This window comes from Nocardiopsis alborubida (assembly GCF_012396365.1).
In the GTDB taxonomy this organism is placed as follows: domain Bacteria; phylum Actinomycetota; class Actinomycetes; order Streptosporangiales; family Streptosporangiaceae; genus Nocardiopsis; species Nocardiopsis alborubida.
In genome coordinates this window covers 33,835-51,262 of the sequence record NZ_JAAXPG010000010.1, presented here as the reverse complement: position 1 = coordinate 51,262, position 17,428 = coordinate 33,835, and the positions used below count along the sequence as shown (strand labels likewise).

Annotated in this window: 14 protein-coding genes and 1 tRNA gene; 13 read left to right on the top strand and 2 right to left on the bottom strand. The window is 73.1% G+C overall.

The genetic code is table 11. From position 1 onward, the window contains the following. Nucleotides 1–179 precede the first annotated feature (179 nt). The 4 genes from HGB44_RS32455 to HGB44_RS12370 all read left to right on the top strand — a co-directional run bounded on the left by HGB44_RS32455 (nt 180) and on the right by HGB44_RS12370 (nt 4,078). Nucleotides 180–1,376 carry a sensor histidine kinase gene (locus tag HGB44_RS32455; protein ID WP_061078107.1) on the top strand — a complete coding sequence of 399 codons (1,197 nt, stop codon included), beginning with the start codon at nt 180–182 and terminating at the stop codon, nt 1,374–1,376. Nucleotides 1,377–1,800: 424 nt separating this feature from the next. Beyond that, a complete protein-coding gene (locus tag HGB44_RS12380; protein ID WP_061078106.1) occupies nt 1,801–2,475 on the top strand; it encodes a response regulator in 675 nt (224 codons plus the stop codon). A 122-nt stretch (nt 2,476–2,597) separates the two neighbouring features. Next, a complete protein-coding gene (locus HGB44_RS12375; RefSeq protein WP_061078105.1) occupies nt 2,598–3,323 on the top strand; it encodes an ABC transporter ATP-binding protein in 726 nt (241 codons plus the stop codon). After that, a complete protein-coding gene (locus HGB44_RS12370; RefSeq protein ID WP_061078104.1) occupies nt 3,320–4,078 on the top strand; it encodes an ABC transporter permease in 759 nt (252 codons plus the stop codon). The genes HGB44_RS12375 and HGB44_RS12370 overlap by 4 nt, the downstream gene beginning before the upstream one ends. Before the next feature lie 40 nt (nt 4,079–4,118). Here HGB44_RS12370 and HGB44_RS12365 read toward each other — a convergent pair whose 3' ends face one another. Further along, nucleotides 4,119–4,637, bottom strand: a complete 519-nt coding sequence (locus tag HGB44_RS12365) for an LURP-one-related/scramblase family protein (RefSeq protein WP_061078103.1) — start codon at nt 4,635–4,637, stop codon at nt 4,119–4,121. Nucleotides 4,638–4,861: 224 nt separating this feature from the next. On the opposite strand from HGB44_RS12365, the gene HGB44_RS12360 reads away from it, so the two are divergent. Further along, nucleotides 4,862–5,563 (top strand): exonuclease domain-containing protein, encoded by a 702-nt coding sequence (locus HGB44_RS12360; protein ID WP_082768154.1) that lies wholly within the window; start codon nt 4,862–4,864, stop codon nt 5,561–5,563. A 260-nt stretch (nt 5,564–5,823) separates the two neighbouring features. On the opposite strand, the gene HGB44_RS12355 is transcribed toward HGB44_RS12360, so the two are convergent. Further along, nucleotides 5,824–5,895, bottom strand: a tRNA-Arg gene (locus HGB44_RS12355). Nucleotides 5,896–6,025: 130 nt separating this feature from the next. On the opposite strand from HGB44_RS12355, the gene HGB44_RS12350 reads away from it, so the two are divergent. The 8 genes from HGB44_RS12350 (at nt 6,026) to HGB44_RS12315 (ending at nt 17,233) form a co-directional block, all read left to right on the top strand. Next, entirely contained in the window at nt 6,026–6,412 is a 387-nt protein-coding gene (locus HGB44_RS12350) for a response regulator (RefSeq protein WP_061078102.1), read from the top strand. After that, on the top strand, nt 6,409–7,494 hold the full coding sequence (locus tag HGB44_RS12345) for a DALR anticodon-binding domain-containing protein (RefSeq protein ID WP_061078101.1): 1,086 nt from the start codon (nt 6,409–6,411) through the stop codon (nt 7,492–7,494). Before HGB44_RS12350 ends, HGB44_RS12345 begins: the two co-directional genes overlap by 4 nt. Nucleotides 7,495–7,613: 119 nt before the next feature. Continuing rightward, on the top strand, nt 7,614–8,999 hold the full coding sequence (gene lysA, locus HGB44_RS12340) for a diaminopimelate decarboxylase (protein WP_061078100.1): 1,386 nt from the start codon (nt 7,614–7,616) through the stop codon (nt 8,997–8,999). 67 nt (nt 9,000–9,066) lie between these two features. Then, nucleotides 9,067–10,353: a homoserine dehydrogenase gene (locus tag HGB44_RS12335; RefSeq protein WP_061078099.1), complete on the top strand. Its 1,287-nt coding sequence runs from the start codon at nt 9,067–9,069 to the stop codon at nt 10,351–10,353. 260 nt (nt 10,354–10,613) lie between these two features. Next, on the top strand, nt 10,614–11,672 hold the full coding sequence (thrC, locus tag HGB44_RS12330; RefSeq protein ID WP_210751558.1) for a threonine synthase: 1,059 nt from the start codon (nt 10,614–10,616) through the stop codon (nt 11,670–11,672). A gap of 94 nt (nt 11,673–11,766) precedes the next feature. After that, the gene (gene thrB, locus HGB44_RS12325) at nt 11,767–12,705 is read left to right on the top strand and encodes a homoserine kinase (protein WP_061078097.1); all 939 of its coding nucleotides are present in this window, start codon (nt 11,767–11,769) and stop codon (nt 12,703–12,705) included. Between the two features lie 440 nt (nt 12,706–13,145). Beyond that, a complete protein-coding gene (rho, locus tag HGB44_RS12320; protein WP_061078096.1) occupies nt 13,146–15,140 on the top strand; it encodes a transcription termination factor Rho in 1,995 nt (664 codons plus the stop codon). A gap of 260 nt (nt 15,141–15,400) precedes the next feature. After that, complete coding sequence (locus tag HGB44_RS12315; RefSeq protein ID WP_061078095.1) at nt 15,401–17,233, top strand: L-lactate permease; 1,833 nt, start codon at nt 15,401–15,403, stop codon at nt 17,231–17,233. The last annotated feature ends 195 nt before the right edge of the window (nt 17,234–17,428 follow it).

Genomic DNA, 17,428 nt, shown 5'->3' with positions numbered 1-17,428 from the left:
CGCCGTCCCTTCCTCTCGCCCGTCAACCAACGACAGTCTGGCCCATCCCGGACACCCCGGGCACTACAGCCAGCCACCGTCCCCAGCGGGGGGAGAGAACCCGGGGCGGTTGCCGGGGAGCCTGGCACTGACATCGTGGGCGGGGAGCCCCCGCCCGCCTCCGGAACGGAGTACGACCGGTGACCGAAGCGACCGACCCCCCGCCGAGCGGAGCGTCCGCCCCCGGGCCGTCCCGCCACTGGACGGCGTTGGACGCCAGGCCCGGTCCCACACGCCGCAGGTTCACGGTCGACACCGCCGTGGCCCTCCTCCACCTGCTGCTCTCCGGAGGCCTACCCGACCCGCACACCCTGGGCGCCCAGCCGCTGGACTGGGTGCGTCCGGCCCTGTGCGCCGTCGTCGCGGCCGGGATCGTGCTGCGCTGGAGGTGGCCCGCCGCCTCCTTCGGCGCGGTGCTCGCCGCCGGTCTCGCGGCCACCGTCGCGGGGTGGGGCCAGATGCCGCTGGCCGCCGCCGCGTGGGCGCTGTACCCGCTCGCGCTGACCGCCGAACGCGGACCCACCCGGCCGCGGCACGGGCTCTACCTGCTGGCAGGCGTCCTGGTCGTCGTGGCCGTCGGATCCAACGGAGCGGCACTGGACGGACTGGTTCGCGGCCTCGGCGTCGGCTCGGTGCTCCTCGGCCTGTCCTGGCTGCTGGGCCGCTCGGTCCGGGAGCGCAGCGTCCAGGAAGCGCGCGCGGTCGCCGCGGTGGCGCGCGAGGCCCGGGTCCGGGAACGGCTGCGGGTGGCCCGCGAGGTGCACGACGTGGTGTCCCACACCCTGGGCGCGGTCGGCATGCGCGCCGGGGTGGCCCGTTACACGGGAGGGGACGCCGAGGAGCTGCGGGCGGCCCTGGCCGACATCGAGGCCGCCAGCCGCCAGGCCTCGGACGAACTCCGCCGGGTCCTGGTGTCCCTGCGCGGCGACCACGACGCGCCCCTGGGACCGCAGCCGGGACCGGCCGACCTGGAGGCCCTTGTCGCCACCGCGGGGAGCACGGGGATCACCTGCCGCCTGCGGACGGAAGGGACCGGGGCGCTGCCCCCGGCCGTGGCGGTCAGCGTCCACCGCGTGGTCCAGGAGGCGCTCACCAACGCCATCCGGCACGCGCCCGGCTCCGTCTGCGAGGTCACCGTCCTGGGCGGCGCCGCCGCCGTGGAGGTGGAGGTCACCGACACCGGGCCCGCGCCCGGCCGCGTTCCCGTACCGGGCAGCGGAACCGGTCTGGCCGGGATGGCGGAGCGCGTCGCCGCGCACGGCGGCACCCTCTCCGCCGGGCCCCTACCCGGCGGCGGCCACCGCCTCCGCGCGCGCATCCCCTTCGGACCCGGGTGAGGCCGTGCGGCGACCGCTGGCGCCCCCGCCGGACATGGCGCGCCGCGTGCCGAGACCCGTCCATCGGAACGCGCGACGCGCCCGTGTGCCGGACGGTGCCCGTGCGCTTCGCAGAACCTGTGTGCCGGAGGATCCGCGTGTGCCTGATGACTCTTGGGCGCCGGATGACATGCGTGTGCTGAACGGTCTTTGAGCGACGGGCAGCGCCCGCGTGCCAGAGGAGGGCCACAGGTTGGGTGGTGTCCGTGCGTCAGAGGGCGCCTAAGGGGTGTGAGTTGAGTGAGCGCCGGGTGGCGCCCGTGCGCCGACAGGCGGCGGAACACGGGAACCCACCCGCGAGCGGAGTCCGCCAGACTGTGTCCCGGGGCCCGCACGCCGCCGCGGCGACGCGCCCCGGTATCCGTCCGAGGACAGGGGGACAGGCATGGGTGAGGCGGCGCCGGTGCGGATCGTGGTCGCCGACGACCAGGACCTCCTGCGCGGTTCGCTGCGCATGCTCATGGACGGCGACCCCGGCCTCACCGTCGTCGGCGAGGCGCGCACCGGGCACGAGGCGGTCGACCTGGTCGTGCGCACCCGGCCCGACCTCGTCCTCATGGACGTGCGCATGCCCGGGCTCGACGGGCTGGCCGCCACCCGCCAGATCTGCGCGCGGACCACCGCCACCCGCGTGGTCGTCCTGACCATGTTCGACCTCGACGAGTACGTGTACGGGGCGCTGCGCGCCGGGGCCAGCGGGTTCCTGCTCAAGAACACCGCCCCCGAGGAACTGCTGCGCGCCGTCCGCGTGGTCGCCGACGGCCAGGCGCTCCTGGCCCCCGAGGTCACCGGGCGCCTGATCGCCGAGGTGGTCCGGTCCAGGGAACCCGAGCCGGACGGGTGGGCCGACGTCCCGCTGACCCCGCGCGAGCGCGAGGTCGCCGCCCTGGTCGGCAGGGGGCTGTCCAACGCCGAGATCGCCGACCGCCTCGTCCTGAGCCGCGCCACCGTCAAGACCTACGTGAGCCGCCTGCTCACCAAACTCGACGCCCGCGACCGCGCGCAACTGGTGGTCTTCGCCTACGAGACCGGCCTGGTCCGGGCCGCACGCCGCGACTGACCCGGCCGGTCGGGCCCGCCGGGAACACGTGCGTCCGCCCCGGACGTCCCCCGGAGTTGACGGTGCGACTGTCCACTCCGGGCCGACGCGCCGGTCCGCCCCCGGGCCCGACGATGGGCGCCATGATCGAGATACACGGACTCACCAGGCGCTTCGGCGCCCACACGGCGGTGGACGGGCTCACCTTCACCGCCCGCCCCGGACAGGTCACCGGCTTTCTGGGGCCCAACGGGGCCGGAAAGTCCACCACGCTGCGGACACTGCTCGGGCTGGAACGGCCCGACGGGGGCCGCGCCCTCGTGAACGGGGTGCCCTACACCTCGCTGCGCAGGCCCGCCGCCACCGTCGGCGCCCAGCTCGACGTCGGCGGCGCCCACCCCTCCCGCACGGCCCGCGCCCACCTGGGGTGGATCGCCCGGGCCAACGGCCTGCCCGCCTCCCGGGCGGAGGAGGTCCTGGAGTGGGTCGGCCTGGCGCACGCCGCCCGCTCGCGGGTGCGCACGTTCTCGCTGGGCATGGGACAGCGGCTCAACCTGGCCGCGGCCCTGCTCGGCGACCCGGAGGTGCTCGTGCTGGACGAACCGGTCAACGGGCTCGACCCCGAGGGCATCCGGTGGATCCGCGGGTTCACCCGCGAGCTCGCCGACCGCGGGCGCACCGTCCTGCTCTCCAGCCACCTCATGGGGGAGGTGGCCAGGATCGCCGACCACCTGGTGGTCATCGACAGGGGACGGCTGGTCGCCGAGGGCGGCCCCGCGGAGCTGACCGCCGGACACGACTCACTGGAGGAGGCCTTCTTCGCCCTCGTCGGCCGGGGCCACGGGGAGTGGACCGGGGGCCAGCGGTGAACGGCGTCCTGCGCGCCGAGGCTGACAAGCTGCGCACTCTCGTCTCGGTCTGGATCACCTGCCTGGCGACCCCGGTCCTGACGGTCGGGCTGGCCTGGCTGTCGGGCTGGTCGGTCGGCCAGGCCCTGGAGAACGACCCCGGGATGCTGGTGCGCGAGGTCGTCCCCGAACAGAGCGGCTTCGACGCGATCATGTACGGGCAGGCCGGAATGGTGGTGCTGGGCGTGCTCGCGGTCAGCGGCGAGTACACCGGCGGACAACTACGCACCTCGCTGCTGGCGGTGCCCGACCGGCCCCGACTCCTCCTCGCGAAGGCGACGGCGGTGGCCCTGGCCGCGCTGCCCGTCGCGGCGGTCACCGTGACCGCCGCCTTCGCCGCCACCCAGTTGGGGCTGGGGGAGCACGGCTACCCGCTGGCGGACGTCGTCGGCGGCCCGGTGCCGGGCGCCCTGGCGGGCGCCGTCCTGTACTGGGTCCTGCTGGCCCTGCTCGCGGCCGGGCTGACCGTCGTCGCGCGCAACGCGATCGTGCCGCTGACCGTGCTGATCAGCACGGTGCTGGCGCTGTCCTTCTTCCTCTCGATGCTCACCGACGCGGCCGACTACCTGCCCGACCGCGCGGGGGCCCAGATGTTCCTGCTCGGCGGGCCCAACAGGACCGACCTGTCCGCCCTCCAGGGAGGCGCGGTCATGGCGGCCTGGGTGGTGCTGGTGTGGGCGGCGGCGGTGTGGCTGTTCCGCCGGCGCGACGCCTGACCCGGGGGAGGGGCCGGGGCGCCGCCGCGCGCGTCCCGGCTCAGTCCCCCGGCCCCTCCCCCTCGTCATCGTCGCGGGTGAGGGTGTCCACGGCCACCGCCACGCCGATCACCAGGGCGGGGTCCCCGGCGAGGTCGGCGCGGTGGGTGTTCACGTCCACCGCGTAGGTGTCCAGGACGCGGAACCACTTGCGGGACACGTGCGCGACGGTGCCGTGCTCGTCGCTGATCACGTACTCCTTGCCGAGGAAGTCCCCGGTCACCTCCCAGTCCGGTGCGTCCTCCACCTCCACCACGAGCTTGTCGCGCAGCGGGTTGACCAGGCGCTTGCGCACGGTGGCGGTGGCGCCGCCCTCCCGCTCGACCCTCATCTGGTCGCGCAGTCTGAACAGCTTCTTGCGGATGACGGCCAGGACGGTGCCGTCGGTGTCCTTGAGCTCGAAGGTCGTGCGCAGCCGCAGCGCTTTGCCGTCCACGAGGAAGACCTTCTCACCCGCCTCGTCGGTCACCCAGTAGTCGTCACCGATGTCGAAAACGCGTTCGCGTACCAGGAACTTCATGCCTCGAAGTTAGGGCACGCGCGTCCGCCGCACCAGAGGCCGCCCCCGCCTGTGGACAACGCCCGCCGGGCAGCGGGCCGCGCCGGGCGGGTGCCGGCCGGGAGGCGCCCGGGAAACCCCGCACCGGCGCCGGACGGTGCCGTGCCCGCGAAAGTTCACCCGCTTCCGGCACAACACGCGCCGGAGCGGGTACCTACGGCACATCCCGACCCGGAAAGGTCCCCATGACCTGGCACACCCGGCCCATGGCCGCGTTCGACACCGAGTCCACCGGCCTGGACCTGGCCAACGACCGGATCGTCACCGCCGCCCTGTGGCGCATCGACCCCGCGGCCCGCACCAAGGACGTCACCACCTGGCTCATCGACCCCGGGATCGACATCCCCCAGGAGGCCACCGACATCCACCACATCACCACCGAGCACGCCCGCTCCCACGGCCGCCCCGCCGCCGAGGCGGTGCCCGAGATCGGCGCCGCGCTGGAGAAGGCGGCGGCGGACGGGCTGCCGGTGGTGGTCTACAACGCCCCCTACGACCTGGGGCTCCTCACGGCCGAGACGCGGCGCCACGACGCCGGGACGCGCCTGGACGGGACGCTGCGCGTCCTGGACCCGCTGGTGATCGACAAGCGCTTCGACACCTTCCGGCGCGGCTCGCGCAAGCTGGTCGACGTGTGCGCCCACCACGGCGTGCGCCTGGACGCGGACCAGGCGCACGGGGCCGCCGCGGACGCGCTGGCCGCCGCCCGGCTGGCCTGGAAGCTCGCCGCCGCCCACCCGGAGCTGGCGGCCATGGGCATCGACGACCTGCACGCCGCACAGGTCGGCTGGAAGGCCGAACAGGCCGCCAGTTTCCAGGACTACCTGCGACGCCGGGACCCCGGGGCGGTCGTGGACGGCTCCTGGCCGCTGCCCGGCCGTGCCTGACCGGGCACCGACCACCACGCCGGAACGAGCGGACGGGCGATTGCCGGTGACCTGGATCACGGGCGGCTGGAAGGCGCGGGGCGGGGGCGCCGGGTGCTCCCGGCGCCCCCGCCCTCGCGCGCTGCGCGCCCCGTCCGCAGTGTGCCCGGGAAGGTCCGGGAAACGCGGAGTCAGGTGGCGGAAAACGAAGAACGCCGACCGTGGCGGTCGGCGTTGTTCAGGCTGGCCAGCTGGGCGATCCCGCTGGTCCGCGGTGGGTGTGCCCCCTGCAGGATTCGAACCTGCGCACCCGGCTCCGGAGGCCGATGCTCTATCCCCTGAGCTAAGGGGGCTGGCTTGCGTGAACAACTCTAGCAGGATCGCGCCGTCCTTCGTCCACCCGTTGCCGCCGCGCCCGGCCCGGACCGGCGATCACCGCGATCCGGTGGTGCCGTGTCACCCGGCGGCGGTAGTGTCGCGCCCGTGAACGCCCTACCCACACGGGTTCTCGTCGTCGAGGACGACGACGTGATCCGCGAGCTCATCCGCCTGAACCTCGAACTGGAGGGGTTCGAGGTGTTCACCGCGGTGGACGGCCAGGACTGCCTCGACCGCGCCGCGCACATCGACCCGCACGTGGTCACCATGGACGTCATGATGCCCCGCGTGGACGGGTGGACGGCCGTCGAGCGCCTGCGCGCCGACGCCCGCACCCGCGACCGCCCCATCATCATGGTCACCGCGCGCACCCAGGAGGCGGACCACCAGCGCGGCAGGCGCCTCGCCGTGGACGCCTACGTCACCAAGCCCTTCGACCCCGACGAGCTCATCGACATCATCCGGAGCCTGGTCGACAGGGGACGGGAGTGACCCCCAGGCACCTGGAGGCCGCCGTCCGCGAGGCCGCCGCGCGGGCCCTGGGCCTGGACCCCGGCGCGATCCCCCTCGTGTGGCCCCGCAACGACCACGCGGACGGGGGCGCCGACGCCGCCACCGCCCTGCCGCCCCGCCTGTCGGGCGGCGCGGGCGGCCGTGAGCCCGAGCGCAGGGGGGACCGCCGCGCCGAGGTCCGCGACCGCGTCGCCGCCGAGCTCTCGGCCATGCGCGACGAGGGCCTGGTGGACTTCGACCGCGTCACCGGCGACGGCCGCGGCTTCCTCAACATCACCTTCACCGGACGCCAGCGCGGAGCCCTGCTCGCCGCGGCGGCCGACGGGCCCCGCTTCCTCACCGGCAGGGACTGGGACGGCGAGGGGGAGTGGCCCGCCTCCGCCCTGCACGAGGCCGGGCCGGTCGCCCAGGCCCGCAGGCTCGCCCGCGCCGACGCCCGCGCCCGCATCGCCCTGGCCGTCGGTCCCCAGGCCCCTCCGCCCGCCCCCGGCGGGGCCTCCTGGCGCGACCCCTACCTCGACGGCGGACACCGGGAACTGCTCACCCCCGCCGCACGCGCCCTCGGCGCGGTCGGCGAGGACAGCGCACGCGTCGCCTTCTGCCGGTCGGTGCCCGAACGCCCACGCGGCACCGAGACCACCGGACGCGACCTGCCGGTGCTGCCCTCCGCCGAGTACCCCGGGGCCTGGGCCCGCCTGACCGACGCCAACCCCGCCTTCCGGATGCGCTACGCCCACGCCCACGCGACCAGCCTCGTGCGCTGGAGCGCCGAGGGCGCGCCGCCCCCCGCGACCTGCCCCGACCGCACCGCCGCCGTACGCGGCCTCCTCTTCGACGGCCCCAGCGCCCTGGACACGGCCGCCCGCCGAGAGGAACCCCATATCCTGGTCCGATACCTGGAGGCGCTGACCAGTGCCTACGATGAGTGGCGGACGTGTTCCGCCGCGATCCCCGGAACCGCCGAGCGGACCGCCGCGGACCCGGCCCTGCCGGCAGCCGTCGCCGGGGTCCTCCACACCGGACTCCTCCTGCTCGGGGTGTCAGCGCCCACAAGGCTGTAGACGCTCCGTGCCCCCAGTGGGCCGCACCCGTCCCCGGTGTTCCGATCGGTTCGGTGGACAATGGGGGTAGAAGGTACCGCCGACCCGCACAGCCGTACAGTCCCAGTCGAAAGCCCATCATGAGCCGCTACGCCCACCCCGCCGGTTCCCGCCACGCGGAGATCCTGCCGGAGGACAACCCGCCTCTGCCCCCCGAGGACCTCAACGCCCTCGACCCGCGCGTGTGGCCCGCCACCGCGCGCCGCGCGGACGGTGAGCTCACCGTCGGCGGCGTCGGCGTGCGCGAACTCGCCACCACCCACGGCACGCCGCTCTTCGTCATGGACGAGGAGGACTTCCGCGGCCGCGCACGCGACTACCGCACCGCCTTCTCCGACGCCGACGTCTACTACGCGGGCAAGGCGCTGCTGACCAAGGCCGTCGCGCGCTGGGTGAACGAGGAGGGGCTCAAGCTCGACGTGTGCTCGGGCGGCGAGCTCACCGTCGCCCTGGCCGCCGGGGTCCCCGCCGAGCGCATCGGCATGCACGGCAACAACAAGTCCGCCGCCGAGCTGCGCCGCGCCGTCGAGGCCGGGGTGGGCCGCGTCATCATCGACTCCCTCGACGAGATCGAGCGCCTCGGAGCGATCGCCGCCGAGCTCGGCGCCCGGCCCAGGGTCCTCATCCGCGTCACCACCGGCGTGGAGGCGCACACCCACGAGTTCGTCGCCACCGCCCACGACGACCAGAAGTTCGGCTTCGCGATGAGCACCGGCGCCGCCGCCGAGGCCGTCCGCCGCGTCCTGGCCGCCCCGCACCTGGAACTCGTCGGCCTGCACTCGCACATCGGCTCGCAGATCTTCGACACCTCCGGTTTCGAGGTCGCCGCCCGCCGCGTGACCCGGTTTCTCACCGGCATCCACGAGGAACTGGGCGTCACCCTCGCCGAACTCGACCTCGGAGGAGGCCTGGGCATCGCCTACACCTCCGGCGACGACCCCCTGGACCCCAAGACCATCGCGGGGAGCCTCACCTCCATCGTGCGCCGCGAGTGCGAGGAGGCCGGACTGCCGGTGCCGCGCATCGCGGTCGAGCCCGGCCGCGCCATCGCGGGCCCGGCCGGGATCACCGTGTACGAGGTCGGTACGGTCAAGGACGTCGAGGGCATCCGCACCTACGTCAGCGTCGACGGCGGCATGAGCGACAACATCCGCACCGCCCTGTACGGCTCGGAGTACACCAGCCAGCTCGTCTCCCGCGAGAGCGACGCCGAACCCATGCTGTCCCGCCTGGTCGGCAAGCACTGCGAGAGCGGTGACATCATCGTCCACGACCTCTACCTGCCCTCCGACCTGCGCCCGGGCGACCTGGTGGCCGTCGCCGCCACCGGGGCCTACTGCTACTCCATGGCGAGCAACTACAACCACCTGCCCCGGCCGGCCATGGTCGCGGTCCGCGGCGGGAGCTCCCGCGTCATCGTGCGCAGGGAGAGCGAGGAGGACCTCCTCCGCCTCGACGTCGGCTGAACGGTCCCGACGGCGGCAGGACCGCCCCGAGACGAGGATTCACGAGAGAAGTGGGAGTCACGCCCAAATGGCGATGAAGGTGGCGCTGCTCGGATGCGGCGTGGTGGGATCGGAAGTCGTCCGCCTGGTCAACGAGCAGTCCGAGGAACTGGCCGCGAGGGTGGGCACGCCCATCGAGGTCGGGGGCATCGCGGTGCGCCGCCTCGGCCGCGACCGCGGCGTCGACCCGGCGCTGCTGACCACCGACGCCACGGCCCTGGCCACGCGTCCCGACATCGACCTCGTGGTGGAGGTCATCGGCGGCATCGAACCGGCCCGCTCCCTGATCCTCGCCGCGCTCAAGGCGGGCAAGTCCGTGGTCACGGCCAACAAGGCCCTGCTCGCCGAGGACGGCCAGACCCTGCACGCCGCCGCCCGCGACGCCGGGGTGGACCTGTACTACGAGGCCTCCGTGGCGGGCGCGATCCCGCTGCTGCGGCCCCTGCGCGACTCCCTCGCGGGGGACAGGGTCAACCGCGTGCTGGGCATTGTCAACGGCACCACCAACTACATCCTCGACCGGATGGACTCCCAGGGCGCCGGGTTCACCGAGTCCCTGGAACAGGCGCAGGCCCTCGGGTACGCCGAGGCCGACCCCACCGCGGACGTCGAGGGCTTCGACGCGGCAGCCAAGGCCGCCATCCTGGCCCGGCTGGCCTTCCACACCCAGCGGGTGACCGCCGCCGACGTGCACCGCGAGGGCATCACCGCCGTGTCCGCGGGCGACATCGCCAGCGCCCGCGCGATGGGCTGCGTGGTCAAACTCCTGGCCATCTGCCAGCGCTCGCAGGACGGGGAGTCGGTGGGCGTGCGCGTCCACCCGGTCATGCTCCCGGTCGAGCACCCGCTGGCCAGCGTCAAGGAGGCCTACAACGCGGTGTTCGTGGAGGCCGAGTCCGCGGGGCGCCTGATGTTCTACGGGGCAGGGGCGGGGGGCACCCCCACCGCCAGCGCGGTCCTGGGCGACCTGGTCGCGGTGGCGCGCAACCGCCTCGCCGACACCTCGGTGGCCGAGGGCGGGCACGACACCGGGCTGCCGGTGCACGACATGGGCCAGACCATCACCAGCTACCACGTGGCGCTGGACGTGGCGGACCGCCCCGGTGTGCTGTCCAAGGTCGCGGAGATCTTCGCCGACCACGGTGTGTCCATCAAGAACGTGCGCCAGGAGGGCAGCGGGGACGACGCCCAACTGGTGCTGGTCAGCCACCCCGCCCCCGACGCCGCGCTCAGCGCCACGGTCGAGGACCTGCGCGTCCACGAGATGGTGCGCGAGGTGGCCAGCGTGATGCGCGTGGAGACCTTCGCCGACTGAGCCCCGCGCGGCGCGGACGAGGCGCGGCGCGGACGACGAGAACCCCTGGCGGGCCGCACGGGATCCGTGCGGCCCGCGCCGCGCAACCCCGGATGTCCGCATGGTGAGACATCCGACCGCGATTCGAGATAGTGCGGGCGGGGTCATAGACTCGTAGCTGGTGGGGACCACGGACGCGCCGCCGGGCCGTCCGGGCGCCCCACCTCTTCCACCGCGCGTCAAGCGAAGCCGCATCCACCCGAAAGGGACAAGTCGTGAGCATGGCACGGGCGTGGCGAGGCATCGTCGAGGAGTACCGCGACCGCCTCCCCGTCAACGAGAGCACCCCCGTTGTCACCCTCCAGGAGGGCGGCACGCCCCTGCTGCCCGCCGCGCGCGTGTCCGAACTCACGGGCTGCGAGGTCTTCCTCAAGGTGGAGGGGCTCAACCCCACCGGGTCCTTCAAGGACCGCGGCATGACCATGGCCATCACCAAGGCCGCCGAGGACGGCGCCAAGGCCGTCATCTGCGCCTCCACCGGCAACACCAGCGCCAGCGCCGCCGCCTACGCCATCCGCGCGGGCATGACCTGCGCCGTGCTGGTGCCCCAGGGCAAGATCGCCATGGGCAAGCTGGCCCAGGCCCTCGTCCACGGCGCCCGCCTGCTCCAGGTCGACGGCAACTTCGACGACTGCCTCGAACTGGCCCGCAAGCTCAGCGTGGACTACCCGGTCGCCCTGGTGAACTCGGTCAACCCCTACCGCCTCCAGGGACAGAAGACCGCCGCCTTCGAGATCGTCGACGCCCTCGGCGACGCCCCCGACATCCACTGCATCCCCGTGGGCAACGCGGGCAACATCACCGCCTACTGGATGGGCTACACCGAGTACTCCAGGGACGGGATCTCCACCCGCAACCCGCGCATGCTCGGCTTCCAGGCCAGCGGCTCCGCGCCCATCGTCAACGGCGCGCCCGTCACCAGCCCGAGCACCATCGCCACCGCCATCCGCATCGGCAACCCGGCCTCCTGGAAACTCGCCGAGCAGGCCCGCGACGAGTCCGGCGGCCTCATCGACAAGGTCACCGACCGCCAGATCATGGCCGCCTACAAGCTCCTCGCCGCAGAGGAGGGCGTGTTCGTGGAACTGGCCTCCGCCGCCAGCGTGGCCGGTCTGCTCCAGTCCGTGCAGGCGGGTCTGGTCGAGCCCGGCAGCCGCGTGGTGTGCACCGTGACCGGCAACGGTCTCAAGGACCCCGACTGGGCGCTGGCCGGAGCCTCCTCCGCCACCACCGTCCCGGTCGACGCCCTCGCCGCGGCCCGGGCCCTCGACCTGGCCTGAGCCCTCTCCCGGACCGCGTCGGCCCGCCGGGACGGAGCGGGGTCCCAGAGAAGAAACGAAAGAGCCCCACGTGAGCCCATCACGCCCCACCCGGGTGTCCGTCCAGGCCCCCGCCACCAGCGCCAACCTCGGGCCGGGCTTCGACGCCCTGGGCCTGGCACTGCGCCTGTACAACACGTTCGAGGCGTCCCCGCGCGAGGACGGCGAGCTGCGCGTGCGCGTCGAGGGGGAGGGCGCCGACGAGGTCCCCCTCGACGAACGCCACCTCGTGGTGCGCGCCATGCGCGAGACCTTCGCGCGGGCAGGGGAGGAACTGCCCGGGATCGACCTGACCTGCGTCAACGGCGTCCCGCACGCCCGCGGGCTCGGCTCCTCCTCCTCGGCGATCGTCGGCGGCGTGGCCGCCGCGAGCGCCCTGCTGGGGCGCACCGGACCCGACGGCGGGCCGGACCGCGACGGCATCTACCAGATCGCCGCGGACATCGAGGGCCACCCCGACAACGTGGCCCCCTGCGTCTACGGCGGATACACGGTCGCCTACCGCGACGGCGACCGCTGGGGCGCGGTGTCCCTGGCCCCGGACGCCCGCGTCCTGCCGGTGCTGTGCGTGCCCGGGTGGCGGCTGTCCACCGAGCGGGCCCGCGGGCTGCTGCCCGAGCGGGTGCCCCACGGCGACGCCGCGTTCAACGCCGGGCGCGCCGCGCTGATGACCGCGGCCGTTTGTGGCCATCCCGAAGCCCTGTACGCGGCCACGCGGGATCGGCTACACGAGTCCTACCGCGCCCCCGCCATGCCGGAGACCCTCGACCTCATCCGTGACCTGCGCCGACACGAGGGACTGCCCGCGGTGGTCTCCGGCGCGGGGCCGACGGTCCTGGTCCTGTGCTCGACGGGGGAGGGGGAGGCGTCCGCGGATTCGCCGGAAATCGCGAACCAGGTTGATTCGATCCGCCGGAGGGCGGGTAAGAATTGGGACATACGCCCCCTGCTCGTGGAGCTGGCGGGGGTGCGGTCCCCATCTCCCCATTCGTAGCACCTGTGTCGAGGAATAGCCGTGGCCTCTGGTGGTGTTAGGCTAGGTGAAGCACCAGATGCCCCGTTGCGGGGCGAGTGCTCATCCGCCACAACGGCCTTCGCGTCCCATACTCCGGTGGTCCGATCCCACGACCAACCGGAAGCGGCGGCCGACGTGTCGAGTCCGCGGTTCTTCCGCGGCTGTCGCCAACGTCATCGCAGCCCGCTCCTCCTCGGATGAGCGTGTCTTCACGATGGACGGGCAACACCACCGAGCCATCCGCCCCGACGTCTGGCTGTACCCAGAGCCCGTCGCGATTGGGTACGGGACCGCCTTCACGCCGGTTTCCGAACATCCACGTGGGGCACGCCCTACCCGGCCCTGCCGGTTCGCACCACCGGGCCGGCCGCTCCAGCACCCGCTGACGGCCGACGCCCGCTCCTTGGGAAGGACCCTTAGTGAGCGACACCACCGAACTCCGAACGGACGCGGCGGTCGAAGACAAAGCCACCACCGGCGTTTCCGTGACGGAGGCTGGCGATGGCGCGCCGACAGGTACGCCCTCGCGCTCCCGCACGGCGTCGCGCGGTACCGGTCTCGCGGCCCTGAAGCTCCCCGAGCTCCAGAAGCTCGCGTCCAGCCTGGGTATCACCGGTACGGGGCGCATGCGCAAGAGCGACGTCATCGCCGCGATCGAGGCCAAGCAGGGCGGCCCCGTCGGCGGCCCGACGAAGGCCAAAACAGCAAAGAGCGCCGAGACGGCGTCCAAGGCCGGTAAGGTCGAGGCAACCGACGGCCGGGCCGAGGCTCCCGAGACGCCGGGCACGGACGAGGCCCCGCGCAAGCGCGCGGACAAGCAGCCGTCGGACCAGGCCGTGACCGACCCCCAGGGCGGGCGGGGCGAGAAGCCCTCCCGCGGTCGCCGTTCGTCCCGCCGACGCGGTGACGAGCCCGGCGACCAGCCCCGGGCGGTGGACGGCGCCGAATCCTCTACCTCCGCGAGCAGCGTGACCAAGACATCCAGCACCCCCCAGAAGAACGGCCCCGACTCCGCCGAGGACCGTGACAACAGGTCCGGGCAGGGTCGCGAGCGCCAGCGCAACCGCCGCAACCGCAACCGCGGCGGTGACGACCAGAACGCGAACAGCAACGCCCAGCAGGGTGGTGGCGGCCAGAACCAGGGCCGCGGCTCCGGTGGTGGTGGCGGTGGTGGCGACGACGACGACTTCGGCGGACGCCGCCGCGGGCGCCGCCGGGACCGCAGGGACCGCCGCGGACGCAGCGGGGGCCAGGAACCGGAACCGGTGATCGGCGAGGACGACGTCCTGCTGCCGGTCGCGGGCATCCTCGACATCCTGGACAACTACGCCTTCGTGCGCACCACCGGCTACCTGCCCGGCCAGAGCGACGTCTACGTCTCCCTGGCCCAGGTGCGCAAGCACGGCCTGCGCAAGGGCGACCACATCATCGGCGCGGTCCGCCAGCCCAAGGACGGCGAGCGCAGGGAGAAGTTCAACGCCCTGGTGCGCCTGGACTCGGTCAACGGCATGTCGCCCGACCAGGCCAGGGGCCGCCAGGAGTTCTCCAAGCTGGTCCCCCTGTACCCGCAGGAGCGCCTGCGCCTGGAGACCGAGCCGCAGATCCTCACCACGCGCATCATCGACCTGGTCGCCCCCATCGGCAAGGGCCAGCGCGGGTTGATCGTCTCCCCGCCCAAGGCGGGCAAGACGATGGTGGTGCAGGCGATCGCCAACGCCATCACCGAGAACAACCCCGAGTGCTACCTGATGGTGATCCTGGTCGACGAGCGGCCCGAGGAAGTCACCGACATGCAGCGCACGGTCAAGGGCGAGGTCATCCACTCGACCTTCGACCGGCCCGCCGAGGACCACACGGTCGTCGCCGACCTGGCCATCGAGCGTGCCAAGCGGCTCGTGGAGATGGGCATGGACGTCGTCGTCCTGCTGGACTCCATCACCCGCCTGGGCCGTGCCTACAACCTGGCCGCCCCCGCCAGCGGGCGCATCATGTCCGGCGGTGTGGACTCCACGGCGCTCTACCCGCCCAAGCGCTTCTTCGGCGCTGCCCGCAACATCGAGGGCGGCGGCTCGCTGACCATCCTGGCCACGGCGCTGGTCGAGACCGGCTCGCGCGCCGACGAGGTGATCTTCGAGGAGTTCAAGGGCACCGGCAACATGGAGCTCAAGCTCAACCGGAGCCTGGCGGACAGGCGCATCTTCCCGGCGGTGGACGTGGACGCGTCCAGCACCCGCAAGGAGGAGATCCTCATGTCGCCGGAGGAGCTCGGCGTGGTCTGGAAGCTGCGCCGGGTGCTGCACGCGCTCGACGCCCAGCAGGCCATCGAGCTGCTCCTGGACAAGATGAAGGAGTCCAAGAGCAACGCGGAGTTCCTGCTCCAGATCCAGAAGACCACCGTGGGTCCCGAGCGCTGACCCGCGTCATCTCCCGGTCGAACCAGGCCCCCCTCCCGCTCCGGGAGGGGGGCCTCGTCGTGTCCGCCGGACCGCGCCCGACGGGCCCGCCTTCACCGGCCCGCGCGTTTCACCGCTTTCCTTTCGAATCGCGGAAGAAGTAGCCCGTGAGGCGAAAAAGATCACTACTGTGTTGCGGATCACACAAGGGTGTATCCCCTGACGGGAAAACGATTTAGGGTCGCGCCGTCGAGTAGTCCCCGCACCAGGGAGCCGTCCGGATGGACAACCTCGCCCTACTCAGCCTCCTCGCGCTCGTCCCGATCGTCCTCGTCGGCGTCCTGCTCGTCGGGTTCCGCCTCCCGGCCATGTACGCGATGCCCGCCGGATACGTCGTCGTGGTCGGTATCGCCGTCCTCTTCTGGCAGACCGACTGGGTCGCGATCGCGGCCTCCACCGTCCAGGGCCTCATCCTCGCGATCGGCCTGCTCTACATCATCTTCGGCGCGCTCCTGCTGCTCTCCACCCTCACCAAGAGCGGCGCCATCGCCACCATCCGCGCCACCTTCACCGACATCAGCCCCGACCGCCGCGTCCAGGCGATCATCATCGGCTGGCTGTTCGGCAGCTTCATCGAGGGCGCCTCCGGATTCGGCACCCCCGCCGCCGTGGTCGCGCCGCTCCTGCTCGCCCTGGGCTTCCCCGCGATGGCCGCCGTCATGGTCGGCCTGGTCATCCAGAGCACGCCGGTCAGCTTCGGCGCGGTGGGCACGCCCATCCTCGTCGGCGTCTCCGGAGGGCTGGAGGGGTCGTCCGCGGTCGCCGCGCGCGCCGCCGAGCTCGGCCTGGACATGCCCGGGTTCGTCAGCCTCATCGGGTTCCAGACCGTCCTGCTGCACGCCGTCTCCGGCACCCTCGTCCCGCTCTTCATCTGCTGCATGCTCTGCGGCTTCTACGGCGGCAACCGGCGCTTCTCCGACGGCCTCGGCGTGTGGAGGTTCGCGCTGTTCGCCGCCTTCGCCATGACCGTCCCCTCGGTCCTCTACAACCACTTCCTCGGCGTGGAGTTCACCAGCCTCCTCGGCGGCCTCACCGGTCTGGTCATCGTCGTCCTCGCCGCGCGCAGGGGCTTCCTCATGCCCAAGCGGACCTGGGACTTCCCGCCCCGAGAGGACTGGCTGGCCCGCTGGAGCGGCAGGATCTCCCCCGGCGTCGGCGAGACCGTGCCCGCCGACGGCAGGCGGGTCGGCTTCCTCGCCGCCTGGGCGCCCTACCTCATGGTCGCCGCGCTGCTGGTGGCCACCCGCACCATCACGCCCCTGGAGAACTGGCTGACCGGCGTCTCGGTCGGGGCCACCGACATCTTCGGCACCCCCGTCTCCCAGCTCGTCGAACCCCTCTACTCGCCCGGCGCGACCTTCATCCTCGTCTGCCTGGTCACCTACGGCCTGCACCGCATGACGCGCCGCCAGATCGCCGACTCCTGGAAGATGGCCGGATCGCAGCTGGCCGGGGCGGCCGTCGCCCTGCTCTTCGCCGTCCCGCTCGTCCGCGTCTTCATCAACACCGGAAGCGACTTCGGCGACACCGCCATGGAGAGCATGCCGCTCACCCTCGCCGCCGGAGCCGCCGAACTGGGCGGGGCCACCTGGCCGCTCTACGCCCCCTGGATCGGCGCCCTGGGCGCCTTCGTCGCGGGCTCCAACACCGTCTCCAACCTGATGTTCTCCCTCTTCCAGTTCTCCACCGCCGAACGCATCGGGATCCCGCCCGAGACCGTCGTGGCCACCCAGGCCGTGGGCGGCGCCGCGGGCAACATGATCACCGTGCACAACGTGGTCGCCGCCTCCGCGGTGGTCGGGCTGGCCGGACGCGAGGGCGACCTCATCCGCCAGAGCCTCCTGCCCCTGACCTACTACGTGCTGCTGGCGGGGTCGGTGAGCTACGTCCTCGTCTACGGGTTCGGTCCCAACACCGGCACCGCGGTGCTCCTCCTGGTCCTGGCCGTGCTCGCCGCGCTCGTCCTCCTCATGCGCAGGGCCGACACGAACAAGCCCCCCTCCCACACCGCCGGAGCCGCCCCCAGGGGAGGCGGCCGAGAGGGGGAGGAATAGGTACTGGTCCCGGCAACGTTGTGGGTCTGGCAAACTGGTAGCGGGGAGTGGCCCGCCCCTGCTTCGGCGGGGCCCGCCACCCCGTTACCCGGATCGCCGCGGCACCGGTTCGCGCATGGCCCACGACGACCGACCCGCCCCCTGGCGGCTCGGCCCGTCATGCGTCCGGCGGTCGCGCCCCTGATGAGGAGACAC